At 71.4% G+C, this 24814-nt stretch carries 19 protein-coding genes, 1 tRNA gene and 1 pseudogene; 14 read left to right on the forward strand and 7 right to left on the reverse strand.

Annotated features, from left to right (window positions below; genetic code table 11):
- The first annotated feature begins 200 nt into the window (after positions 1-200).
- The 5 genes from hisC (at position 201) to WA762_RS02270 (ending at position 9986) form a co-directional block, all read left to right on the forward strand.
- Complete coding sequence (gene hisC / locus WA762_RS02250) at positions 201-1280, forward strand: histidinol-phosphate transaminase (protein ID WP_335932452.1); 1080 nt, start codon at positions 201-203, stop codon at positions 1278-1280.
- Positions 1281-1897: 617 nt separating this feature from the next.
- Positions 1898-3409 (forward strand): cytochrome ubiquinol oxidase subunit I, encoded by a 1512-nt coding sequence (locus WA762_RS02255; protein ID WP_335932454.1) that lies wholly within the window; start codon positions 1898-1900, stop codon positions 3407-3409.
- A gap of 18 nt (positions 3410-3427) precedes the next feature.
- Positions 3428-4429 (forward strand): cytochrome d ubiquinol oxidase subunit II, encoded by a 1002-nt coding sequence (gene cydB / locus WA762_RS02260; RefSeq protein WP_335932456.1) that lies wholly within the window; start codon positions 3428-3430, stop codon positions 4427-4429.
- A gap of 84 nt (positions 4430-4513) precedes the next feature.
- Positions 4514-8032 (forward strand): thiol reductant ABC exporter subunit CydD, encoded by a 3519-nt coding sequence (gene cydD / locus WA762_RS02265; protein WP_335932458.1) that lies wholly within the window; start codon positions 4514-4516, stop codon positions 8030-8032.
- A 247-nt stretch (positions 8033-8279) separates the two neighbouring features.
- Entirely contained in the window at positions 8280-9986 is a 1707-nt protein-coding gene (locus WA762_RS02270) for a sensor histidine kinase (protein ID WP_335932460.1), read from the forward strand.
- Positions 9987-10216: 230 nt separating this feature from the next.
- Here the strand turns inward: WA762_RS02270 and WA762_RS02275 are convergent, their stop codons facing one another.
- Entirely contained in the window at positions 10217-11065 is an 849-nt protein-coding gene (locus WA762_RS02275; RefSeq protein WP_335932462.1) for a Cof-type HAD-IIB family hydrolase, read from the reverse strand.
- Between the two features lie 361 nt (positions 11066-11426).
- The gene (locus WA762_RS02280; RefSeq protein WP_335932464.1) at positions 11427-12326 is read right to left on the reverse strand and encodes an LLM class flavin-dependent oxidoreductase; all 900 of its coding nucleotides are present in this window, start codon (positions 12324-12326) and stop codon (positions 11427-11429) included.
- Positions 12327-12430: 104 nt separating this feature from the next.
- Here WA762_RS02280 and WA762_RS02285 point away from each other — a divergent pair, with 104 nt between their 5' ends.
- Both WA762_RS02285 and WA762_RS02290 read left to right on the forward strand, forming a co-directional pair.
- Positions 12431-12586: a hypothetical protein gene (locus tag WA762_RS02285; RefSeq protein WP_335932466.1), complete on the forward strand. Its 156-nt coding sequence runs from the start codon at positions 12431-12433 to the stop codon at positions 12584-12586.
- Positions 12587-12795: 209 nt separating this feature from the next.
- Complete coding sequence (locus WA762_RS02290) at positions 12796-13989, forward strand: hypothetical protein (RefSeq protein WP_335932468.1); 1194 nt, start codon at positions 12796-12798, stop codon at positions 13987-13989.
- Positions 13990-14068: 79 nt separating this feature from the next.
- Here the strand turns inward: WA762_RS02290 and WA762_RS02295 are convergent.
- Positions 14069-14305, reverse strand: a pseudogene (locus tag WA762_RS02295) (LLM class flavin-dependent oxidoreductase); the annotation flags it as partial.
- A 297-nt stretch (positions 14306-14602) separates the two neighbouring features.
- Here WA762_RS02295 and WA762_RS02300 point away from each other — a divergent pair.
- The gene (locus WA762_RS02300) at positions 14603-14845 is read left to right on the forward strand and encodes a hypothetical protein (protein ID WP_335932472.1); all 243 of its coding nucleotides are present in this window, start codon (positions 14603-14605) and stop codon (positions 14843-14845) included.
- Positions 14846-14998: 153 nt separating this feature from the next.
- Here the strand turns inward: WA762_RS02300 and WA762_RS02305 are convergent, their stop codons facing one another.
- From WA762_RS02305 to WA762_RS02320, 4 genes are all read right to left on the reverse strand, one after another.
- A complete protein-coding gene (locus WA762_RS02305; protein WP_335932474.1) occupies positions 14999-15541 on the reverse strand; it encodes an RNA 2'-phosphotransferase in 543 nt (180 codons plus the stop codon).
- 165 nt (positions 15542-15706) lie between these two features.
- On the reverse strand, positions 15707-16699 hold the full coding sequence (locus WA762_RS02310; protein ID WP_335932476.1) for a MerR family transcriptional regulator: 993 nt from the start codon (positions 16697-16699) through the stop codon (positions 15707-15709).
- The gene (locus WA762_RS02315) at positions 16696-18477 is read right to left on the reverse strand and encodes an SDR family oxidoreductase (RefSeq protein ID WP_335932478.1); all 1782 of its coding nucleotides are present in this window, start codon (positions 18475-18477) and stop codon (positions 16696-16698) included. Before WA762_RS02315 ends, WA762_RS02310 begins: the two co-directional genes overlap by 4 nt.
- Positions 18474-19325 (reverse strand): M24 family metallopeptidase, encoded by an 852-nt coding sequence (locus WA762_RS02320; RefSeq protein ID WP_335932480.1) that lies wholly within the window; start codon positions 19323-19325, stop codon positions 18474-18476. Before WA762_RS02320 ends, WA762_RS02315 begins: the two co-directional genes overlap by 4 nt.
- Positions 19326-19742: 417 nt before the next feature.
- On the opposite strand from WA762_RS02320, the gene WA762_RS02325 reads away from it, so the two are divergent.
- The 6 genes from WA762_RS02325 to WA762_RS02350 all read left to right on the forward strand — a co-directional run bounded on the left by WA762_RS02325 (position 19743) and on the right by WA762_RS02350 (position 24755).
- Complete coding sequence (locus WA762_RS02325; RefSeq protein WP_335932482.1) at positions 19743-20738, forward strand: ABC transporter ATP-binding protein; 996 nt, start codon at positions 19743-19745, stop codon at positions 20736-20738.
- Positions 20739-20758: 20 nt separating this feature from the next.
- On the forward strand, positions 20759-21646 hold the full coding sequence (locus WA762_RS02330; RefSeq protein ID WP_335932682.1) for an ABC transporter permease: 888 nt from the start codon (positions 20759-20761) through the stop codon (positions 21644-21646).
- A complete protein-coding gene (locus tag WA762_RS02335; protein WP_335932484.1) occupies positions 21643-22554 on the forward strand; it encodes an ABC transporter ATP-binding protein in 912 nt (303 codons plus the stop codon). The genes WA762_RS02330 and WA762_RS02335 overlap by 4 nt, the downstream gene beginning before the upstream one ends.
- A gap of 30 nt (positions 22555-22584) precedes the next feature.
- Positions 22585-23304, forward strand: a complete 720-nt coding sequence (locus WA762_RS02340; RefSeq protein WP_335932486.1) for an ABC transporter permease — start codon at positions 22585-22587, stop codon at positions 23302-23304.
- A 338-nt stretch (positions 23305-23642) separates the two neighbouring features.
- Positions 23643-24338, forward strand: a complete 696-nt coding sequence (locus WA762_RS02345; RefSeq protein ID WP_335932683.1) for a hypothetical protein — start codon at positions 23643-23645, stop codon at positions 24336-24338.
- Between the two features lie 329 nt (positions 24339-24667).
- A tRNA-Ser gene (locus WA762_RS02350) sits at positions 24668-24755 on the forward strand.
- The last annotated feature ends 59 nt before the right edge of the window (positions 24756-24814 follow it).

Here is a 24814-nt window from a genome sequence, read left to right on the forward strand (position 1 = left end):
TGATGTTTCGAAGAGGCCTCATCTCACCTCTTCGAGGGACGCGCGCCACGGCGTGAGCCACCGGCGCGCGTCAAGGCGGAATGCGCTCCCCCCATTCCCGGTCGCACCGGACGATTGGGGTCACGGGCCATTCGCAGCGGCGTCCAATCCTCATAAGGTGAGCAGTATTGATGTGTACAGACGGTCGAGGAGGATCTGCGGTGAGCGAGACGAGCCCCAAGCTGCGCGCCGAGCTGGACGGTGTCCCCGCCTATGTGCCGGGCAAGCCCGCGGCGGCCGGTGGACCGGTCGCCTTCAAGCTGTCCTCCAACGAGAACCCGTACCCCCCGCTGCCGGGGGTGATGGAGACCGCCCTGGCCGCGGCCGCGAACTTCAACCGATACCCGGACATGGCCTGCACCGGCCTGATGAACGAGCTGGCCGAACGTTTCGCCGTGCCCGTCTCGCACCTGGCCACCGGGACCGGATCGGTGGGGGTGGCGCAGCAGCTGCTCCAGGCGACCTCGGGGCCGGGCGACGAGGTGATCTACGCCTGGCGTTCCTTCGAGGCGTACCCGATCATCACCCAGGTCAGCGGCGCGACCTCGGTGAAGGTGCCGCTGACCGACGGCGAGGCGCACGACCTGGACGCGATGGCGGACGCGGTCACCGACCGCACCCGGCTGATCTTCGTCTGCAACCCGAACAACCCGACCGGCACCGTGGTGCGCCGGGCCGAGCTGGAACGTTTCCTGGACCGGGTGCCGGACGACGTCCTGGTGGTGCTCGACGAGGCGTACCGGGAGTTCATCCGTGACCCCGAGGTGCCGGACGGCATCGAGATCTACCGGGACCGGCCCAATGTGGCGGTGCTGCGCACCTTCTCCAAGGCGTACGGCCTGGCGGGGCTGCGGGTCGGTTTCGCGGTGGCCCACGAGCCGGTGGCGGCCGCGCTGCGCAAGACGGCGGTGCCCTTCGGCGTCAGCCAGCTCGCGCAGGACGCGGCGGTCGCCTCGCTGCGCGCGGAGGACGAACTCCTGGGGCGCGTGGGCTCCCTGGTGGTCGAGCGCGACCGGGTGCTGCGGACGCTGACGGAGCAGGGCTGGACGGTGCCGGAGTCCCAGGCGAACTTCGTGTGGCTGCGGCTGGGGGAGCGCACGGCCGACTTCGCCGCGGCGTGCGAGCGGGCCGGCGTGGTGGTCAGGCCGTTCGTGGGTGAGGGCGTGCGGGTCACGATCGGCGAGGACGAGGCGAACGACCTGTTCCTGAAGGTGGCGGAGTCGTACCGCAGGGAGATGTAGGACCGCGGATGCGCGGCGTCACGGTGTCGCGGCGTCACGGAGCCGCAGGGCCGTAGGGTCGCAGGGCCGTGGAGTCGCGGCAGCGTGGAGTCATGGCGTCGCGGAGCCGCGGCGTCGCCGGGAGCCCAGGGGCCCGTACCTCGATCGGTGAGAGGTGCGGGGCCCTCGGTCGTGGTGTGGTCGGTCGTGGTGTCCGCGGTCCGAGCCGTGGGTGTCCACGATACGAGTTTCGCCATGTGACTTTGGTCATGGTGATTTTCCGCCACGGGTGGGCCTGTCCGAGGCTGCCGTCGAAACCGCCGGCCGTGCTTCTGCCGGTCTTCCGCCTGTCTTCCGCCTGTCCTCCGCCTGTCCTCCGCCTGTCCTCCGCGCGGCAGGAGCCCGGCAGGCAGGCGCGGAGGTCCTCGGCGCCCTTGGCGGCGTCATGTGTCTGCCTTCGGGCGGATTGATCGGAACATCCCGAGAGGGGGTACCCCGCCCGAACATCCCGAAAGCCCGTGCGTCATAATTGCTTGTGAATGTGAACGCGTTCACAAGCGTGTTGTTCTTCCCGTGATTAATCGGATTTAACAGGGCAAACTTCCCGTGCGATCGCGGCGATGTAAGGAGAAGACGACGTGGAGCTAGCGCTGGCGCCAGAGACACTGGCGCGTTGGCAGTTCGGGATCACCACCGTCTACCACTTCCTGTTCGTTCCGATGACGATCTCTCTCGCGGCGCTCACCGCGGGTCTGCAGACCGCCTGGGTGCGGACGAACAAGGAGAAGTACCTCAGGGCGACGAAGTTCTGGGGCAAGCTTTTTCTGATCAACATCGCCATGGGCGTGGTCACCGGCATCGTCCAGGAGTTCCAGTTCGGCATGAACTGGTCCGACTACTCGCGGTTCGTCGGTGACATCTTCGGAGCCCCGCTCGCGTTCGAGGCGCTGATCGCGTTCTTCTTCGAGTCCACCTTCATCGGGCTGTGGATCTTCGGCTGGGACAAGCTCCCCAAGAAGATCCACCTCGCCTGCATCTGGATGGTCTCCATCGGGACCATCCTCTCCGCCTACTTCATCCTGGCGGCCAACTCCTGGATGCAGCACCCGGTGGGCTACCGGATCAACAAGGAACGCGGCCGCGCCGAGCTGACCGACTTCTGGCACGTGCTCACCCAGAACACCGCGCTCGCCCAGTTCTTCCACACCATCACCGCCGCCTTCCTGGTCGGAGGCGCGTTCATGGTCGGCATCGCCGCGTTCCATCTGGCGCGCAAGAAGCACATCCCGGTGATGCGGACTTCGCTGCGGCTGGGACTGGTCACGGTCGTGATCGCCGGACTCCTCACCGCCGTCAGCGGCGACCAGCTCGGCAAGGTCATGTTCAAGCAGCAGCCGATGAAGATGGCCGCCGCCGAGGCCCTCTGGGAGGGCGAGGACGGGGCGCCCTTCTCGGTCTTCGCGGTCGGTGACGTGGCCAAGGGCCACAACACCGTGGAGATCTCCGTCCCCGGGCTGCTGTCCTTCCTCGCGGACAACAGCTTCAGCTCGTACGTCCCCGGCATCAACGACGTCAACAAGGCCGAGCAGGAGAAGTTCGGCCCCGGCGACTACCGGCCCAACATCCCGGTCACCTTCTGGAGCTTCCGCTGGATGATCGGGTTCGGCATGGCGTCCTTCGGCCTCGGCCTCCTCGGACTGTGGCTGACGCGACGGAAGTTCATGCTGCCGTCGGCGCTGCGGACCGGCGAGGACGAAGTCCCGAATCTGGTCCTCTTCAAGAACAAGGCGCTCAGCCCCAAGTTCGCCAAGTTCTACTGGATCCTGGCGCTCTGGACCCTGGCCTTCCCGCTGATCGCCAACTCGTGGGGCTGGATCTTCACCGAGATGGGCCGCCAGCCCTGGGTCGTCTACGGAGTGCTGGAGACCCGGCACGCGGTCTCCCCGGGAGTCTCGCAGGCCGAGGTGCTCACCTCGATGATCGGCTTCACCCTGCTCTACGCCGCGCTCGCGGTGATCGAGGTCAAGCTGCTCGTGAAGTACATCAAGGCCGGACCGCCGGAGCTCACCGAGGCCGACCTCAACCCGCCCACCAAGATCGGCGGCGACGAGCACGACGACGCCGACCGGCCGATGGCCTTCTCCTACTGAGGGCAGAGGAGCTGAGAGATGGAACTCCACGACGTCTGGTTCGTACTCATCGCCGTCCTCTGGACCGGCTACTTCTTCCTGGAGGGGTTCGACTTCGGGATCGGTGTCCTCACCAAGCTGCTGGCCCGCGACCGCAAGGAGCGGCGGGTCCTGATCAACACCATCGGGCCGGTCTGGGACGGCAACGAGGTGTGGCTGCTCACCGCGGGCGGCGCGACCTTCGCCGCGTTCCCCGAGTGGTACGCCACCCTGTTCTCCGGGTTCTATCTGCCGCTGCTGCTCATCCTGGTCTGCCTGATCGTGCGAGGGGTCGCCTTCGAATACCGGTCGAAGCGGCCCGAGGAGCGGTGGCAGACCAACTGGGAGCGCGCGATCTTCTGGACCTCGCTGATCCCGGCCCTGCTCTGGGGCGTGGCCTTCGGCAACATCGTGCGCGGGGTGAAGATCGACGCCGGCAAGGAGTACGTGGGCGACTTCTGGGACCTGCTCAACCCGTACGCCATCCTCGGCGGGCTGGTCACGCTCACCCTCTTCACCTTCCACGGAGCCGTGTTCGCCGGGCTCAAGACCGTCGGTGACATACGGCACCGGGCACGGGCGCTGGCGCTGAAGCTGGGCGCGGTCACCGCGGTGCTGGCGCTCGGGTTCCTGGTCTGGACCCAGGCCGACCGGGGCAACGGCTGGAGCCTGGCGGCGATGATCGTCGCGGTGCTGGCGCTGCTCGCCGCGATCGGCGCGATCGCCAAGGGACGCGAGGGCTGGTCGTTCGCGTTCTCCGGAGTGACCATCGCGGCCGCGGTCGCCATGCTCTTCCTGACGCTCTTCCCGAACGTCATGCCGTCCTCGCTGAACGACGCCTGGAGCCTCACGGTCACCAACGCCTCGTCCAGCCCGTACACACTGAAGATCATGACCTGGTGCGCGGGCATCGCCACCCCGCTCGTCCTGCTCTACCAGGGCTGGACCTACTGGGTCTTCCGCAAGCGCATCGGCACCCAGCACATCGCCGAAGCGCACTGAGCGCACCGGGGGCCTGTCCCGCGCCGAGAGGCCGGGCAGGCCCCGCCCCGGTCCGACGACGAGTTCACTTTGGGGCTGTTTCACGTGAAACCGATCGATCCGCGTCTGCTCCGTCACGCCCGAGCCACCCGTTTCTTCCTGGCGGCCGTGGTGGCGCTGGGAACGGTCGGGGCGGCGCTGGTCATCGCCCAGGCCATGCTCGTCGCCGAGGTGGTGGTGGGCGGCTTCGAGGACGGGCTGACCGTCTCCGGGCTGCGGACCCCGCTGATCCTGCTCGCCGCGGTCGCGCTCGGCCGGGCCCTGGTCTCCTGGCTGACCGAACTGGCGGCCCACCGCGCCGGCGCGGCGGTCAAGTCCGAACTGCGCGGCCGGCTGCTGGCGCGGGCCACGGAGCTCGGGCCCGGCTGGCTGAGCGGCCAGCGCTCGGGCTCCCTGGTGACCCTCGCCACCCGGGGGGTCGACGCGCTCGACGACTACTTCGCTCGTTATCTGCCGCAGCTCGGACTCGCGGTGATCGTCCCGGTGGCCGTGCTGGCGAGGATCGTCACCGAGGACTGGGTCTCGGCGGCGATCATCGTGGTGACGCTGCCCCTCATCCCGCTCTTCATGATCCTGATCGGCTGGGCCACCCAGTCACGGATGGACCGTCAGTGGCGGCTGCTGTCCCGGCTCTCCGGTCACTTCCTCGACGTGGTCGCGGGACTGCCGACCCTGAAGGTCTTCGGCCGGGCCAAGGCCCAGGCCGAGTCGATCCGCGCCATCACCTCGCAGTACCGGCGGGCCACGCTGCGGACCCTGCGGATCGCGTTCCTGTCGTCCTTCGCCCTGGAACTGCTGGCGACCCTGTCGGTGGCCCTGGTCGCCGTCACCATCGGCATGCGGCTGGTGCACGGCGAACTCGACCTCTACACCGGGCTGGTGGTGCTGATCCTGGCCCCGGAGGCGTATCTGCCGATTCGCCAGGTCGGGGCGCAGTACCACGCCGCGGCCGAGGGGCTCTCGGCCGCGGAGGAGATCTTCGCCGTCCTGGAGGCCGAGCCCCGCAAGGGCGGCACGGCCTATGTCCCGGACGCGCTGCGGCTGGAACTGGAGGGCGTGACCGTACGGCACGAGGGCCGCGGCGAGCCCTCGCTCGCCGGGGCGACGCTGGTGGTGGAGGAGGGCGAGACCGTCGCCCTGACCGGCCCCAGCGGCGTCGGCAAGTCCACCCTGCTCGACGTGGTGCTGGGCTTCACCGCCCCCGACGAGGGACGGGTACGGGTCGGCGGCGCCGACCTGGAGACGCTGGACCTCGAACGCTGGCGGGAGCAGATCGCCTGGGTCCCGCAGCGGCCGTACCTGTTCGCGGGCACGATCGCGGAGAACGTGCGGCTGGCCCGCCCGGACGCGGACGACACGGCGGTGATGGCGGCGCTGCGGGACGCGGGGGCGTACGACTTCGTCGCACGGCTGCCGGAGGGCGAGCGGACCCTCCTCGGCGAGGACGGAGCGGGCCTCTCCGCCGGCCAGCGCCAGCGGCTCGCGCTCGCCCGCGCCTTCCTCGCGGACCGCCCGGTGCTGCTGCTGGACGAGCCGACCGCGAGCCTGGACGGCGAGACCGAGGCGGGGATCGTCGAGGCGGTGCGCAGGCTCGCCGTCGGCCGGACCGTGCTGCTGGTCGTGCACCGGCCGGCGCTGCTCGCGGTGGCCGACCGGGTGGTGGCCCTCGAACCGGCCGCGACGCCGGGACGGCGGGAGTCCGGGGAGACCGCCCCGGCGCCCCGGCCGTCGGCCCCCCGCGACGGCGGCCCCGCCGGGCCGGGGGAGACCGCGGCGCCGCCCCGCTCCACGACCCGTAGGGAACACGTCCTCGCCCGGGTGCGGAAGGCGGCGGGGGCCCGGCGCGGACAGCTGGCGCTCGCGCTGCTGCTGGGCAGCCTCGCCCTGGGCTCGGCCGTCGGGCTCATGGCCGTCTCCGGCTGGCTGATCTCCCGCGCCTCCGAGCAGCCCCCGGTGCTCTATCTGATGGTCGCCGTGACCGCGACCCGCGCCTTCGGCCTCGGCCGGGCCGTCTTCCGGTACGCCGAGCGTCTGGTGTCGCACGACGCGGTGCTCAGGATGCTGGCCGAACTGCGCGTGGCGGTCTACCGGAGCCTGGAGCGGATCGCGCCCGCCGGTCTGCGCCGGACCCGGCGCGGGGACCTGCTCTCCCGTCTGGTCGCCGACGTCGACGCCCTCCAGGACTACTGGCTGCGCTGGCTGCTGCCCGTCGGGACCGCGGTGGTCGTGGGCGCGGCCACCGCCGGATTCGTCGGCTGGCTGCTGCCGGCGGCGGGCGCCGTGCTGGCCGCCGGGCTGCTGCTGGCCGGGGCGGGGGTGCCGTGGATCAGCGGCGCCTGCTCCCGTCAGGTGGAGCGCCGTCTCGCCCCCGCCCGCGCCGATCTGGCCACCCGGGTCACCGATCTCCTCGGCGGGACGGCCGAACTGACCGTCGCGGGGGCGCTGCCCGCCCGCTCGGCGCGGGCCCGGGAGGCCGACGGCGTGCTGACCCGCATCGCGGCCCGGGCGGCGGCGGCCACCGCGCTCGGCGGCGGACTCACCGCCCTGATCGGCGGACTCACCGTCGTCGCCACCGCACTGGTCGCCCTGCCCGCCGTGCACGACGGCCGGCTCGCGGGGGTGGAGCTCGCGGTGGTGGTGCTCACCCCGCTCGCCGCCTTCGAGGCGGTGACCGGTCTGCCGCTCGCCGTGCAGTACCGGCAGCGGATCGAGCGGAGCGCGGAGCGGGTGTACGAGGTGCTGGACGCCCCGCTGCCCGTGCACGAACCGGACGCCCCGGCCGCCCGTCCCGCCTCGCCCTTCCCGTTGGAGGTGCGGGGGCTGTCGGCCCGTTACCCGGGGGCGGAGCGGGATGCCCTGGACGCGGTGGACCTGACCCTGACCGCCGGCCGGCGGATCGCCGTCGTGGGGCCGTCCGGCTCGGGGAAGACGACCCTGGCCCAGGTCCTGCTCCGCTGCCTGGACGCCGACGCGGGCACGTACCGGATCGGCGGCGTCGACGCCGCCGCGCTGGAGGGGGACACGGTCCGGACGTTCGTCGGCCTGTGCGCCCAGGACGCCCATGTCTTCGACAGCTCGATCCGGGAGAACCTGCGCCTGGCCCGCACCGGGGCGACGGACGAGGAGCTGCGGGCCGCCCTGGACCGCGCCCGCCTGCTCGACTGGGTGGAGGCGCTGCCCGAGGGACTCGACACCCTCGTCGGCGAGCACGGCGCCCGCCTCTCGGGCGGTCAGCGGCAACGGCTCGCGCTGGCCCGCGCGGTGCTCGCGGACTTCCCCGTGCTCGTCCTGGACGAGCCCGCCGAGCACCTCGACCTGGCGACCGCGGACGCGCTGACCGCCGACCTGCTGGACGCCACCCTGGGCCGTACGACGGTGCTCATCACCCACCGTCTGCGGGGGCTGGAAGCCGTGGACGAGGTGCTGGTGCTGGACGAGGGCCGGGTCGTGCAGGCCGGTCCGTACGCCGATCTCGCCGCCGCGGACGGGCCGTTGCGCAGGATGCTGGAGCGCGAACGGGAGAGCACGGAGACGGCGCGAAACCTCGCGGGCGTACGGGCGTGAGCGGGGGACGCGGATGCGAGAGAGGGGCTTCGGCGTGAGCGAGGGAGGGGGCGTCGGCGTGAGCGGGAGACACCGGGGCGAGAGAGCGGGCGTCGGCGTGAGCGGGAGATGTCGGTGCGCGAGGCGGGCGTCGGCGTGAGCGGGAGCCGATGCAGGCAACCCCGCGGCCGTCCGCTCCCGGTGGGTGCGGACCGGGTGGGGACACAGCCGACTTTCCTCCCTCATGGGTACTAACTACTCTCGGGGTATGCCGGAGCAGGACCCGAAGGACCCACACGGAGCCGCGGCCGCGGCGATCGGCGGCTCACGGGGCCCGTCCGCCGAACTCGCCGCCCGGGTCCCGCGACTGCTGGAGGCCATGCGCTCCGTCGGCACGGGCCTGGAACTGCACTCCACCCTCGACCGGATCTGCGAGACGGCGGCCGAACTCGCCCATGCCCGCTACGCGGCGATCGGCGTCGTCGACGACGAGAACGCCGAGTTCTCGGACTTCGTCGCCCATGGCGTCCCCGACGAGGTGGCCCGCGCGATCGGGCGCCGCCCCGACGGGCGCCGGGGGCTGCTCGGCGCGCTGATCCGGGACCCGGCCCCGGTGCTCCTCGCGGACCTGACGGCCGATCGGCGGTTCGCCGGGTTCCCGCCCAGCCATCCTCCGATGCGCGCCTTCCTCGGCGTCCCGATCCGCGTGCAGGGCGAGATCTTCGGAAACCTCTATCTGGCCGAGAAGAAGGACGGCGGCGAATTCGGCGACGACGATCTCCGCATGCTGCGGGTGCTCGCCGTGGAGGCCGGAATCGCCATCGGCAACGCCCGGCTCTACGAGGCGGCCCGCCAGCGTGAGCGGTGGATCGACGGTTCGGTGGCCGTGACCACCGCCCTGCTCTCCGGCGGCGACGCCGACGACGCGCTCTGCGTCGTCGCCGAACAGGCCCGCCATCTCGCCGCGTCCGCGGCCGGGATAGTGCTGCTGCCGGCCGAGGCGGGCGGTCTGGAGATCGTCGCCGTCTCCGCGGGCACGCCCTCCGCCTCGCTGGGGACGATCATCGGGCCGGAGAGCCCGGCGGTGGCGAGACTGCTGGACGGCGAGGCGGTCTTCGTGGACGACCCGGCCGTCGATTCCCGTATGACCACCGGGCTGGCCGACTGCTTCGGGCCCAGCATGCTGCTGCCCCTGCACAGCGGCGGCCGGGTGCTGGGGGCGCTCGCCACCCCCCGCGCCCGCGGCGCAAGGCCGTTCACGCGGACCGAGCGGGCCCTCGCCGCGCAGTTCGCCTCGCAGGCCGCGCTGGCGCTGATGATGGCGGAGGCGCAACGGGACCGGGAACGGCTCGCGGTGTACGAGGACCGCGACCGGATCGCCCGCGACCTGCACGACCTGGTCATCCAGCGGCTGTTCGCCACCGGGATGATGCTGGAGAGCGCGCAGCGCCGGTCGGCGGCGCCCGAGGTGCGGACCGGGGTCGGCCGGGCGGTCGACGAGCTGGACGTGACCATTCAGGAGATCCGTACGGCGATCTTCGCGTTGCAGCAGGAACCGGCCGAGGCGCCGTCGGGACTGCGCACCCGCGTCCTGCGCGAGATCAACATGGCGGCGGTCCCGCTGGGCTTCAAGCCCGCGCACCGCTTTCTCGGCCCGGTCGACTCGCTGGTCGGCGAACTGACGGGGAAGAACCTGATCGCGGCGTTGCGCGAGGCGCTGTCCAACGCCTTCCGGCACGCCGGGGCGTCGGCGATCGAGGTGGTCGTCGACGCGGCCGCCGTGCTGCCGGACGGGAGGGACGCGGTGCGGCTGTCGGTCGCGGACGACGGGGTGGGCATACCCGAGGGCGGTCGGCGCAGCGGGCTGCGGAACCTGGCCCGCCGCGCGGAGTCGCTCGGCGGCGCGAGCTGGTTCGGGCCCGGGATCGGGGCGGACGGGGGCGGCACGACGGTGGTGTGGCAGGTCCCGCTCTGACCGGCGCGGGAAGACCGGCCGGCGCGGCGACTGGCCGCGGCGGGCCGGTCGCCCGGCGGCGAGGGCGGCCGGCGGCGAGGGCGGCCGGCGGGGTGGCGGGTCCAGCGGCGGGGTGGCGGGGCCCGGTCGTCGGCGGGGGCGGCGTAACGGCCCCTGGGCGGGTGACGGGGCGCCTGGGCAGGACGGCCCCCGGGCGGGGGCCGCGGTGGGCAGCGGTTTGACGACAGGGCCTATCGCCGGGCGGCGAGGATCCGCTCGATGACGCGCGCGACGCCGTCGTCGCCGTTGGTCGCGGTCCGTCCGGTCGCGGCGGCCAGCGCGGCGGGGTGCGCGTTACCCATCGCGTACGAGGTGCCCGCCCAGCGGAGCATCGCCACGTCGTTGGGCATGTCGCCGAAGGCGACGACCTCGGCGGGCGAGATGCCGCGCTCGGCGCAGCAGAGCGCCAGGGTGCTGGCCTTGGACACGCCCGGCCCGCTGACCTCCAGCAGGGCCGTGGGGCTGGAGCGGGTGAAGTCCGCCCGGTCGCCGGCCGCCGTCTGCGCGAGGGCGAGGAAGTCGTCCGGGGCCAGTTCCGCGTGGTGGGCGAGGAGCTTCAGCACGGGGGCCCCGGTGCCCGGCACCTCCTCGCGGAGCAGCTTCTCGGCCGGGGCGACGGTGGCGCCCGGGTCCACGTGAAGCGGCGGGTAGGCCGGCTCGTAGTGGATGCCGCTGGTCATCTCGACGGCGAAGCTCGTACCGGGGACGGCGGCGCGCAGGGTGCTCACGACGCCGAGGGCGATCTCGCGGGCCAGCGGGCGGACCTTGATCAGTCTGCCGTCCGCGTGCAGATCGGCGACGGCGGCGCCGTTCGCGCAGATCGCCAGCCCGTGGCCGTGGACGTGGTCGCTGACGACGCCCATCCAGCGGGCCGGACGCCCGGTGACGAAGAAGACCTCGATCCCGGCCTCCTCGGCGGCGGCGAGCGCGGCGACCGTGCGCTCCGAGACGGTCTTGTCGTCGCGCAGCAGGGTGCCGTCGAGGTCCGTGGCGATCAGCCGGGGAACGGCAGGCGAAGGCGTGTCGGTAGCTGAGGTCACCTGCCCATTCTCGCGTACCGGGACGCACGGCCGTGCGCAGGGGCGCACACATGAGGATGCGCGCGCCTGACCGGGGGACATGCCTGCGGCATATGCCAGAGCCGGGCCCGGTGGCCGTCGGAGGGCCCCGGCCGAGCGGACGCCCACGAGGCCGCCCGGCACCGGGCGGCCCGCTCCCCATGCCCCGCGCCCGGCGTCCCATGCCTCGCTTCCGGGCCGGCTCCCCGCGTCCTGTGCCCCACGTCCTGGCCGGGCTTCCGGCGGGCGGTGTCCGGCGGGCGGGCCCGCCCCGGCTCCGTGTTCTCCGGGCGGGGCCCGGCCCGGCTCAGGGCGGGCGGCCCACCGGACGACCCCGGTCCGGTCAGCGGCTCAGTTCGGCCAGCGCCTCGGTGGCGATGCGCTCGAAGAGCTTCTCGTCCGCGGCGAAGTCGGAGCCGGGGACCGGCCAGTGGACGACGATCTCCGTGAACCCCAGTGCGAAGTGGGTGCCCGCGAAGTCCACGAAGGCGTCGAAGGACTCCAGCGGACGGTCCGGTGTGAAACCGGTGAGCAGGATCTTGTCCGGCTCGGCGGCGTCCCGGCCGATGGACTCGCAGGCCGCGCCCAGCCGGTCGAGCTGGCCCCGGAGGGCCTTCACGGACTGCTCCGGGGTGCCCGTCTCGAACAGCTTCGGGTCGCCCGTGGTCACCCACGCCTGCCCGTACCGCGCCGCGAGCCCCATCCCGCGCGGACCGGTGGCGGCCACGGCGAACGGCAGCCGCGGCCGCTGGACGCAGCCGGGGATGTTGCGGGCCTCGTACGCCGAGTAGAAGCGGCCCTCGTGCGTCACGGAGGGCTCCCGCAACAGCCGGTCGAGCAGCGGCACGAACTCGTCGAAGTGGTCGGCCCGCTCGCGCGGCGTCCACGGCACCTCGCCGCTCCGGCGCAGCGTCGTCGCGTCGAAGCCGCTGCCGCCCGCGCCGATGCCGAGGGTGACGCGACCGTCGGAGACGTCGTCCAGCGTGATGAGGTCCTTGGCCAGGGTGACCGGGTGCCGGAAGTTGGGGGAGGTGACGAGGGTGCCCAGGCGCATCCGCCGGGTGACGGCGGCCGCGGCGGTGAGAGTCGGCACCGCGCCGAACCAGGGTCCGTCGCGGAAGCTCCGCCAGGAGAGATGGTCGTACGTGTACGCAGCATGGAAGCCGAGGTCCTCGGCCCGCCGCCAGATCTTCTGTCCTTCGGCCCACTGGTGGATGGGGAGGATCACCGTGCTCAGACGCATGTTGCGACGATACGCGGACTTCCTGCCGCCGCCGATGCGCCGGGTGGCACAGGAGATTCGGCAGACCACGCCGACATCGCGTCGGGGGCCGCTACCGTGGCGTCATGGGCACACTGGACAGGGCCGGACTTGAGGCCGTGATCGAAGAGGCGACGGTGCACGCCTGCGGCGAGGACGAGCAGCGGACCGCCCTGTTCGCCATGCTGGAGCATCACCTCTCGATCTGCCCTTCGCCACCGCGGTTCTCGGTGTCGAGGTGACGGTGCGCGGTGTTGGCCTCTCGTCCGAGGGCAGGGCCGTCGCCCGGTGTTCTCGTGGCCGCGTCCGGCAGTCGATCGGCATCCTGGATCCGCCGTTGCCCGCCCCGCGCCCGATGGTGTGGAGTGGATCGAGGCGTACCGCCACTGGGTCGGCGGGGGCCAGGCACCTCTTACCTCACACGGGACCGGTTCGCACGAAAGGGCTCACGGTGGCTGACGCCGCACACGGCGCGGGTGGAGTCACGCTCGCCGGCCTCATCGAACGCAGTTCCGAGCTGAAGGAGGAACTGGTCGCCTTCGCTCAGAGCGCCCGCTTCGACCGGTGGTTGACACCCCTGCTGCTGGAGGCTACGGGGCCCGGGCGGCAACTGGGCGAGGGCGAGGCCGTCCGGATCATCGACCACTTCGTCCTGCGGTACCGGCTGCCTGACGGTTCCTCCGTGCTGGACCGGTTCCTCGCGGGGCGGAAGGACCTGACCACGGCCGACCGGGAGATGCTGCTCGGCTGGCGTGACCCTGTCGAGGGCGTCTTCGAGGTCCAGCGGAAGGACGGGGATGCCGTCGTCCTGCTGAACCTGGTCGACGACCTGGAGTACCGCACATACTCGAACGTCGGGCGAGCGGCGTTCCGTGGAGTCTCGAAGAAGGGATTCCTCCACACCTGCCTGGTTCCTGTCCAACCGGTCGACGGGGTGTGGCTGGTGTCCGGGGCGATGTCGTACTACCCCAGGTCCAGTGCCGCAGACATTGCGCAGGCGGCGCTCCAACTGGCCACCAGTTGCCCCGAACTGGTCTTCCGCAACCCCGCGAACATCGAGCAGGGGTGGCAGCGGATGCGAGAGGACCGGGCCGCGTTCGTCGAGTTCTGCGGCAACGACGAACTGGTGCTCCCACCCGCCGACGCCGAGAGCCTCCTCAACGCCTACTACCACCACCGCCAGGACACCGCCACCCCGGCACAGTCCAGCCGTTCCCGGCACAAGCGGCCGCCCGGCCCGGACCTGCCACTGTTCGAGTTGCCGCGTGAGCTCGCGGAGGCGGACACCATCGGTGTCATCTACGACGAGGTGGACGGGCTGAACTTCTACGCCGACTACGGAATGCTGCGGGACCTCTTCGCGGAACCGACCCTTACAGGCCGCAGGCGGCACCAGGATCTGCTGCGCACGTACCTGCGCGAGGACTCGATCACGCCACTGCCCATCCGCCGACTGGTCGCCACCCACCCGGAGACAGCCGACACGGTGTTCCAGAAGCTGCTGCGTAACCCCGGATTCACCTGGACCGAGCACGGCGAGGCGCTGCTGCGCCGGCGCAAGCCCTGGTACTACGCCAACGAGCCCCGTCCGGGCGTATCCGTCATCGGCGACCGCCTCAGTGGGCTCATCGGCGGCCGGCGGTAGTCATCGCGGAGCACCGACTGGTCAGTTGGTACGTAACTTTCCTGCTGAGCCTTTGCCCTGTTTCGGCAGCTCAGCCCGCGACAGGTGAACAAGGCTTGACCGAGGTGACGAGGGTGCCCAGGCGCATCCGCCGGGTGACGGCGGCTGCGGCGGTGAGAGTCGGCACCGCGCCGAACCAGGGTCCGTCGCGGAACGTCCGCCAGGACAGATGGTCGTAGGTGTAGGCAGTGTGGAACCCCATGTCCTCGGCGCGCTGCCAGAACTTCTGGCCCTCGTTCCAGCGGTGGATCGGAAGAATCACAGTGCTCAGACGCATGCCTCGGACGATACGCGGGGCCTTCCGCCGCCACGGATGCGCTGCCGGAGCGGCCGGAGCCGGGAAGCCGCGCCGACGTGGCGACGGATGCCGTTGCCATGGCGTCTCACGCGGGACGGTCCCGCACAGAGGGGCCGGACACGGCCGGCCCCGTGGAGGCCGCAGGGCCCTGAACGGCGGTTGGACGAGGACGGGGCGATCCGGATCAGGCCGTGTCAGGCGAGCGGCGGGCAGGACTTCGTACCGTTGAACAACAGGACTTCGTACCGCCGAACAAGCGGGAGGAAGACGAGGGGAGTGGCAGCAGCGGCCGCATTCGTCTGCTTCCGGAAGCTGTCCGAGGAAGCGGAGCTGGTCCGCTACGAGTTCGGGGAAGGTCCGGACAGCCTTTCGCGGCGCCTGACCATGGACAAGGAATCCCGCACGTCGTCGGCCGACGACGGCCGGACGGACCACTCGTTCCTCAAGGCGTCCCGGAAGATCAATGCGATGCGCGAGGAGCGCGGCGGGTGGCCGGAGCGCGGCATGAGCGTGAGCTGACCGCTTCCGTCGCGGCTCCGGCCCGGTCCGTAGCCGGCCCGGTCCGTAGCCGGCCGGTCCGTCGTCGGCCGGGCCGCGATCGGCGCCTGGGCGGCGGTGGCGGGGGCGCGCGGCGCCGGAGCGGCCAGCCGGCCGTTCGGCCGGCCGGCGGGCTCACTCGCGGAAGCGCAGGAACGCCGGGGGCACGGCGTCGGTGAGCCAGACCCCGTTGGCGCTGAGGTAGAAAGTGTGGCCCGCCTCACGCATGGCGGCGGCGTCCACGGACAGGACGACCGGACGGCCGCGTCGCGCCCCCACCCTGGTCGCCGTCTCGCGATCGGACGACAGGTGCACATGCGTGCGGTTCATGGGGCGCAGGCCCTCGCTGCGGATCCCGTCCAGCGCTCGGCCCACCGTGCCGTGGTAGAGGTACGCGGGCGGCTCAGACGGCGGGAGGCCGAGGTCGACCGGGACGGTGTGGCCCTGGCTGGCACGGATGCGGTCCCCTTCGACGGCGAAGCGCCGCTTGTCGTTGGTGGCGACGACATGGTCGAGCTCGGCCCGGGTGAGGCGGAAGCCGTGTCCGGCCGTGGCGCGCAGCAGCTCGTCGATCGCCACCCAGCCCTGGGCGTCGAGCGTGATCCCGATTCGTTCCGGCTGGTGGCGCAGATGCTTCGAGAGGTATTTGGACACCTTGACGGTGCGATGAGCGTCCATGAGCCCAGAGTGCCCGGGCGGGTTCCGGGTCGCATCCGCATTTTGCGATGCTTCACCGGCACAATTTTATTTGCTCAAGCAATTTCCCGTCCATGTGTTTGTTCCACAGCCAACTCGGGTTATCCACAGGATCGTTGAGAATTCTGTGGACAAGTAGCGGTTGATTCACGTCATTTGCTCAACCTCGCCTGATTGGGAGCCAGATGTGGTGAGTGCGTCCAATGTCCTTGACTGCACCTCTCGTTCGGCGGCTGCGGTGACGAAAGCGGCGACGTTATCCGGGCCAACCAGCCTGCGTACGGCGTCGATCGTGGATCCGGGAAGAGGGACCCGGGTGGTCTCCGCGGCCGTGCCGGGGCCGACGAGGCCTGTTTCCGCGCTCAGATGATGCCGCAGATGCAGGGTGGCGAACGTCCGCATGGCGCGGGCGAGTTCGGCGTCCACCGTCTGCTGCGCCAGCGGGCGGAGCCTGCGCACCATGGCGGCGGCCTCCGCCGCGTCCGCCTCCGTCGGCGGGCGATGCTCCAGATAACGAGCGAAGACGTGTTCGTTGGTGAACTCCAGGAAACGCGCGGCAATGTGCTCGACCTGCCCGCGAAGCTCCCGCAGGTGGGCGGAGATCGCGCCGAGGGGGACGCCCGCGGCGTTCAACTCCACTGCCACGGCGAGCTCCTGGGGGCTGGGGACGAGGAACTCGTCGTCCCATCCCGGGACACGCTCCAGCACGCCCAGGTCGACGGCCTCCGCGACGGCCTCCGCGACCGCCTCGTCGTCCGGGCCCCCGCCGAACCGGGCGTCGAGCTCCTCCCGGGTGATCCGGCCGGCCCGCTCGTCGGTCCAGGGGCCGTGGACCTCGGCGACCAGTCCGAGCACACCCCCCAGGCCCCGGCCGGCGTCCCAGGCGTCCAGCAACTCCTTGATGCTGGCCAGGGTGTAGCCGCGGTCCAGCAGCTCCGCGATCTGCCGGAGCCGGGCCAGATGGCTGTCCCGGTACACATTGGCCCGGCCGCGCCGCTCCGGCGTCGGCAGCAGCCCGCGGTCCTGGTAGGCGCGGATCGTGCGGACCGTGGCGCCGCTGGCATGGGCCAGATCCTCGATCCGGTACTCGGCGGCGGACCGCTCGCCCGCCGCCGACGGCGGCTGCCCCGTGCCGCTCACAGCGGCGGCTTCAGCCGGGCGATCCCACGCAGCGCGCCGGGACTGAGCCGGGCCAGCAGCCGGGCGCCCCGCGCCTCCGGGGTCACCGGCACCACGGCCTGGTTGCGCACCACGGCTCTGAGGACGGCGTCGGCGACCCGCTCCGGGGGATAGTTGCGGCGGCCGTAGAGCCGGGTGGTCCGCTTCCGCAGCCGCGCCTCCTCCTCGGCGTCGGCGCCGGCGAAGCGCGCCGTCGCGGTGATGTTGGTGTTGACGATGCCGGGGCAGATCGCGCTGACCCCGATCGACCGGTCGGCGAGCTCGGCGCGCAGGCACTCGCTGAGCATCAGCACGGCGGCCTTGGACGTGCTGTACGCGGGCAGTGCCCGGGAGGGCTGATAGGCCGCCGCGGAGGCGGTGTTGACGATGTGACCGCCCTGGCCGCGGTCGGCCATCTGCCCGCCGAAGATCCGGCAGCCGTGGATGACGCCCCACAGATTGACGTCGAGGACGTTTCTCCAGTCCTCGCTCGTGGTCTCCAGGAAGGGGCCGGACAGGCCGATCCCGGCATTGTTGACCAGGACGTCGACGATGCCGTACTCGGCGGCGACCTTCTCCGCGAGCTTCTCCATCGCCTGCTCGTCGCCGACGTCGACCGCCTCGCCCCAGGCGGCCGGGGAGCCGATCAGCCGGGCCATCTCGGCCGTCCGGGCCGCGCCCTCCGCGTCCCGGTCCACGGCCACCACCCGGGCGCCCGCCTCGGCGAAGGCGAAGGCGGTGGCCCGGCCGATGCCGCCGGCCGCGCCCGTCACCAGGACCAGCTGCCCGGCGAACCGGTCGGCGTACGCCCCGGTCGGCGCGGTGTCCCGCACCGGCCGCCCGTCCTCGCGCGCCGCCTCGTTGGCGGCGGCGAACTCGCCGATCCAGGAGGCGAGCCGGTCCGGCCTCGTGCGCGGCACCCAGTGCTTGGCCGGCAGCGAGCGGCGGACCGACTGCGGGGCCCACAGCTCCAGTTGGTCGTAGAGCTTCTCGGAGAGGAAGACGTCGCCGGTGGGCGTGATCAACTGAACCGGCGCATGAGCGTAGGCGTCGGTGCGGGGGCGGCGCAGCCGGGCCCGGACGTTGTCCCGGTAGAGCCAGGCGCCGTGCGCCGCGTCGTCGGGCAGGGAGGGCGTCGGGTAGTCGCCCGGGGGCACCTTCTCCACCCGTCGCAGGATCTCCGGCCACCGCCTGCCGAGCGGCCCGCGCCAGGCGAGCTCGGGCAGGACCGGCGTGTGCAGCATGTAGACGTACCAGGACTTGGCGCCCTGGCCCAGCAGCTGGCCCACCCGGCGCGGGGTGGGCCGGGCCATCCGCTGCTTGATCCAGTGCCCGAAGTGGTCCAGGGACGGCCCGGACATCGAGGTGAACGAGGCGATCCGGCCCTCGGTCCGCTTGACCGTGACGAACTCCCAGGACTGCACCGACCCCCAGTCGTGGCCGACCAGATGCACCGGGCGGTCCGGGCTCACCGCGTCGACGACGGCCAGGAAGTCGTCGGTCAGCTTCTCCAGGGTGAAGCCGCCGCGCAGCGGCTCCGGCGCCGTGGAGCGGCCGTGTCCGCGCACGTCGTACAGCACCACGTGCCACTCGTCGGCCAGCTGCCGGGCCACGTCCGCCCAGACCTCCTTGCTGTCCGGATAGCCGTGGACCAGGACGATCGTCGGACGTGACGCGTCGCCCAACTCGGCCACGCACAGCTCGATTCCGCCCGTGCGGACGCGGCGCTCGCGCGCCCCCGGCAGACCCTGCGGACTCATGCCGCCACCCTCTCCTCGGCCCAGCGCCGCACGTGCGGCAGATCGTCGTCCAGCCAGAAGGCGCTCTGCTCGGGGTCCTTGGAGTCGGTGACCACCAGGATCTCCTCGAACTTGGCGCCCGTACCCCGGAATCCGAGGTGGGGTTCGACCGCCCACAGCCCCGGCCGCGGCGGGTGGTCGGAGAAGCGGTACGGGCTCCACAGCGGCGACCAGCCGTCCCGGTGCCCGTGCAGCGCGTCGTTCAGCAGCCCCTTGAGCGACTGGACGCCGAAGCCGAACACATGCGGGGACCAACGGCGTTCGGCGACGCGGTCGATCTTGTGGGCGATGACGCCGAACGGATACGCGCGATGTCGGTTGGCATACCCCTGCCCGACCATCAGCCGGTCGACGTTCTCATAGATCTCGCGCAGCGGGCGCCGCTCCCGCACCTCGCGCAGGATCAGCTCGCGGTGGGCCTCCAGATCGGCCAGGAGCTTGTCGTGCAGGGGGTTGGGCCCGAGGCAGCCGGAATATCCGATGTCCGCCGTGAAGCCCCGGTACACCGGGGCCATGTCGAGGATGAACGGCATCCCCGCCTCCAGCCGCCGGTCGGTCGGGAAGAACTGCAACGGCACCTTGAAACCGGCGAAGGCCGTCCGGTCCCCGAACCAGGCGAACGGGAGGTGGAACCAGTCCCGGACCCCGCGCTCGCGCAGCCAGTCGCGCTGCATCCGGGCCGCCTCGCGCTCGGTCACCCCTGGTACGAGACGTGCGGCGACCGCCTCGGCGCAGGCGTACGCGAGCCGCTGCACCTCCGCGAACCCCCGGAGCTCCGAGGCCCGTTCGTCCTTCACTGCCGATGCCATGCCACCGTCCGTTCCCTGCCGTGTGCGGTACGTGTCCGTAACGTGACACTGATGAATGTGACAATGTCCGACGGCTGCGTCAAGGGGTGTGCGGAGACCTGTGGAAAACCCGGGCACGCCGCCGCTCGCGCCCGCCCCGGCCGCTGTTCCCGCCCGGCCCCGGCTCCCGCGCCCGTGCCGTTCCGACGCGGGGGTCCGGTCCCGTTCAGACGCGGGAGTCCGTCCGTCTCCGTTCCGTGGGCGCTCCACCCGCACGGCCGTCCGCACTCCGCTCCTGACCTGCGTCGTTCCCGTGCCGGGCCGCGCGGCCGGCCGCCGCGGCTCAACCCGTGGGCGGGGCCGCCCTGGGCCGTAGGGTGGGTTCCCCCTACGGGCCCGTACATCTGGAGTCTGAGTCCGATCCCACCGCCTGGGCTGATGACCTCTGTGGTGCGCGCCACTAACGTCGAACGCGTGACTGTGATCGCGACCGAAAGCCTGAGCAAGCGGTTCCCCCGGGTGACCGCGCTTGACCGGCTCTCCCTGGACATCGGCCCCGGTGTGACCGGACTGGTGGGTTCCAACGGGGCCGGCAAGTCCACCTTGATCAAGATCCTGCTGGGTCTGTCCCCCGCCACTGAGGGCCGGGCCTCGGTGCTCGGTCTCGACGTCGCCACCAGCGGCCCCGCCATCCGTGAGCGGGTCGGCTACATGCCCGAGCACGACTGCCTGCCGCCGGACGTCTCGGCGACCGAGTTCGTCGTCCACATGGCGCGGATGTCCGGTCTGCCGCCCACGGCCGCGCGCGAGCGCACCGCCGACACCCTGCGCCACGTCGGTCTGTACGAGGAGCGCTACCGCCCGATCGGCGGCTACTCGACCGGCATGAAGCAGCGCGTGAAGCTGGCCCAGGCGCTGGTGCACGACCCGCAGCTGGTGCTGCTCGACGAGCCGACCAACGGCCTCGACCCGGTCGGCCGCGACGAGATGCTCGGCCTGATCCGCCGCGTCCACGCCGACTTCGGCATCTCGGTCCTGGTCACCTCGCACCTCCTGGGCGAACTGGAACGCACCTGCGACCACGTCGTCGTCATCGACGGCGGCAGCCTGCTGCGGTCCAGCTCCACCAGCGACTTCACCCAGTCCACCACCACCCTCGCGGTCGAGGTCACCGACAGCGACGCCCATCCGGACGGCACGGACGCGCTCCGCCAGGCGCTCGTCCGGGCCGGCGTCGGTCTCGTGGGCACGGACGGCCTCGACGGGCAGGGCCTGCCCGGCGCCGGTCACATCCTGCTGATCGAGGCGACCGGCGAGAAGACCTACGACATCGTGCGCGACAGCGTCGCCGCGCTCGGCCTCGGCCTCGTGCGGATGGAACAGCGGCGCCACCACATCGCGGAGGTCTTCCGCACCGAGGGGGAGCGGTCGTGACGAGCACCCGGACCGAAGCCATGAGCGGGAACGACACCTCCCGGATCCACAACATCGGATACCGCTCCTACGACGGCGTGCGGCTGGGCCGCGGCTACGCGCGCCGCTCGCTGTACTCGCAGTCCCTGCGGGGCGCCTTCGGGCTGGGGCGCTCCGCGAAGTCGAAGGTGCTGCCGATGCTGCTCTTCGGCGTGATGAGCCTGGTCGCGGCGATCATCGTCGCCGTCTCCATCTCCATCCCGAACAGCACGGCCCTGCAGATCAAGTACACGTCGTTCGCGATCTACATGCAGGCCGTCATCGGACTGTTCCTGGCCGCCCAGGCCCCGCAGTCGGTCTCCCGGGACCTGCGGTTCAAGAGCGTGCCGCTGTACTTCTCCCGCCCGATCGAACGCGTCGACTACGTGATCGCGAAACTGGCGGCGATGGCGTCCGCGCTGCTCATCCTCACGGGCGTGCCGCTCGTCATCCTCTACGCGGGCGCGCTGCTGGGGAAGTTCGACTTCGTCGAGCAGACCAAGGGGTTCGGACAGGGAATGGTGTCGGTGGCGCTGCTCTCCGTGCTCTTCGCCGGGCTGGGGCTGGTGATGGCGGCGCTGACGCCGCGCCGCGGATTCGGTGTCGCCGCGGTGATCGCCGTGCTGACCATCTCCTACGGCGCGGTCTCCACCGTGCAGGCCATCGCCTGGCAGACCGGGTCCGAGGGGGCCGTCCAGTGGCTGGGGCTGTTCTCCCCGATCACGCTGATCGGCGGCGTGCAGTCCGCGTTCCTCGACGCCAGCTCCCCGTTCCCCGGCGGGGCGGTCCCCGGGGCCGGGGTCGGCGCGGTCTATCTGATCGTTGTTCTCGCGCTCGTCGCCGGCTCGTACGCCGTGCTGATGCGCCGCTACCGGAGGGTCGGGCTGTGACCACCATCGAGATCGACCACACCTCGCGCTGGTTCGGCAACGTGGTCGCCGTCAACGACGTGAGCATGACGGTGGGGCCGGGCGTCACCGGGCTGCTCGGGCCCAACGGCGCGGGCAAGTCCACGCTGATCAACATGATGGCCGGCTTCCTCGCCCCGTCCACCGGGTCCGTCACGCTCGACGGCCGGGCGATCTGGCGCAACGAGGCGGTGTACAAGGAGATCGGTATCGTGCCCGAGCGGGAGGCGATGTACGACTTCCTGACCGGTCGCGAATTCGTCGTCGCCAACGCCGAACTCCAGGGCCTCGGCGACGCGGAGGCGCAGCGGGCGCTGGCCACGGTCGAGATGGAGTACGCGCAGGACCGCAGGATCTCCACGTACAGCAAGGGCATGCGCCAGCGCGTGAAGATGGCGTCCGCCCTGGTCCACGAGCCGGCGGTGCTGCTGCTCGACGAGCCGTTCAACGGCATGGACCCGCGTCAGCGGATGCAGCTGATGGAGCTGCTGAGGCGGATGGGGGCCGAGGGGCGTACGGTGCTCTTCTCCTCCCACATCCTCGAAGAGGTGGAGCAACTCGCCTCGCACATCGAGGTGATCGTGGCGGGGCGGCACGCGGCGTCCGGCGACTTCCGGAAGATCCGCCGCCTGATGACGGACCGCCCCCACCGCTACCTCGTGCGTTCCAGCGACGACCGCGCCCTCGCCGCCGCGCTCATCGCCGACCCGTCGACGGCCGGCATCGAGGTGGACCAGGGCGAAGGGGCCCTGCGCATCCAGGCGGTCGACTTCGGGCGGTTCACCGAGCTGCTGCCGAAGGTCGCACGGGAGCACGGAATCCGCCTGCTGACCGTGTCCCCCTCGGACGAGTCCCTCGAATCGGTCTTCTCCTATCTCGTAGCGGCCTGAGTAGTGGCCTGAAAGGAGCTGTGAAGCGTCATGTACGACCCCACAGTGGCCCGGCTCACCTACCGGGCCCTGCTCGGCCGGCGCCGGGCCGCCATCCTCTTCGTCCTGCCGGCGCTGCTGTTGGCGATCGCCGTGGCGGTACGGGCGTTCGCCGGGGCCGACGACCAGATCGCGTCCGACGTGCTGGGCGGCTTCGCCATCGCCACGATGGTGCCGCTGATCGGCGTGATCGCCGGAACGGGGGCCATCGGCCCCGAGATCGACGACGGATCGATCGTCTACCTGCTGGCCAAGCCGGTGAAGCGGCCGACGATCATCTTCACCAAGCTGATCGTGTCCATCGCCGTCACCATGGTCTTCTCCGCGCTGCCCACGCTGATCGCGGGCCTGATCCTCAACGGCAACGGCCAGCAGATCGCGGTGGCGTACACCGTCGCGGCGCTGGTCGCCTCGATCGCGTACAGCTCGTTGTTCCTGCTGCTGGGCACCGTCAGCCGGCACGCGGTGGTCTTCGGCCTCGTCTACGCGCTGGTGTGGGAGGCGCTGTTCGGCTCGCTGGTGCCGGGGGCGCGCACGCTCAGCGTGCAGCAGTGGTCCCTGGCGGTGGCCGAGAAGATCGGCGGCTCCGGTGCGATCACCTCCGACGTCGGACTGCCGGTCGCGACCGTCCTGCTGGTCGCGGTCACGGTGGTGGCCACCTGGTACGCCGGACAGAAGCTGCGCACGCTGAAGCTGGCCGGGGAGGAGTGAGGGGAGTTCCTGCCGGGGCTGCTCCGGCGCTCTGAATCCTCCGGTTAGGCTCTGAACCCTTCGGTCCACCCCTCGTCAACCCCCGCCGTCCGAGCGGGGGTTGACGCATTTCGGACAACCCAATGCGTGACTGTGCGGTTATCGGTTCGTTATGCGGGGTGCGTGGAGGCAACTGGAATCCGTGGCGTCGTAGCGTTCGTGAGTGGGGATTGCCGATGCCGGCGGGGGGGCGAGCCCGTCGGGTCGGTCATCGAGTGAGTGGCATCCGTGAGCGTCCTCCGCCCTCAGGCCCGGGACAGGGCCGGCCATCGTCGGTTTCACGATTGGAAGGCATGTCCATGCCCACGGAAGTCGCCCTGCTCGAATCCCGCGCGCTGCGCGTCGAACAGATGGGACGCGTCGACGTCCTCGACAAGGTCAAGGGCCTTGTCATGCTCCCGGACGGTATTCACCTTCGCACAGAGGATGTGGCTCGCTACTTCGAAGTATCCACAGAGGCCGTCAAGAAGGTCACCCAGCGGCACCGAGCCGAGCTGGAAGGTAACGGGTTCAGGCTGCTCCAAGGCTCTGAACTGCGAGATTTCCATAGGGACATGTTGTCCCTATGGGGTGGGGGCAAGGAGGAGAGTTATCCACAGGCTGCAGCCCGGCTCGCCCTCTACACCCGCAGGACCGTGCTCAACGTGGCGATGCTTCTTCGCGACAGCGACATCGCCCGATGCGTCCGTACGCATCTGCTCGACACCGAGCAGGATCTGCGCGCGGGCTACGCCTCGCTCGAACAACGCATCACCCGGGTCGAGAGCTGCCTCGCCGGAGTGGGCAGCGCGCTCCAGGAACTCGGGCCCGTGCTCGATCGGATGTCGCGCCGGCTCGACAGTCTCGACCGGAGGCTGGACCTCACCCACCAGGTCGTCGGCGCCATGAGCGTGCGGCTGGGCCGCCTGTCCGAGGACGTCGTCCGGATCGACGGAAGGATGGACGAGTTCGCCCGGCGGCTGAGGGAACTGAACCGCCGCGGGAGGCAGCGCTGATCGAAGAGCCGCGCCCGGCCTTTCGGTGTTGCCCGAAATCGAGTGGCGCCGAAAGGCCGCCCCCGGCACAGTGGTGGGTACGACACCTGCCGCAACCAGCCCCGTACGGAGCCGAGTTCGGCACGGCACGCGACGACGGCAGTCATACGCCCGCGTGCACACCACAGGCCGGGAGAGGAGCGCGACGATGACCGGCAGTCCGAGTCCGTCGGGCTCCCAGCAGGGCGGCCCCGAGCCGGCACCGGAGTAGTCACCACGACTCCGTAGTGCCGATCGGGGCAGTACGCCCGGGGCGGCTTCTTCGCGCCTTTGTGCGCGGCCGCCCTCCCGGAGGATTGGCCGAGTGGTAAGGCAGCGGCTTGCTAAGCCGTCGTCGGGGCCGTGAACCCCGCGCGCGTTCGATCCGCGCATCCTCCGCAGAGCCGTACGCCGCGAGCATGCGGCACGCACCGCGCGCGGCGGTGTCCGTACGGCCC

Source organism: Streptomyces tyrfis, from assembly GCF_037034285.1.
Lineage (GTDB): Bacteria > Actinomycetota > Actinomycetes > Streptomycetales > Streptomycetaceae > Streptomyces.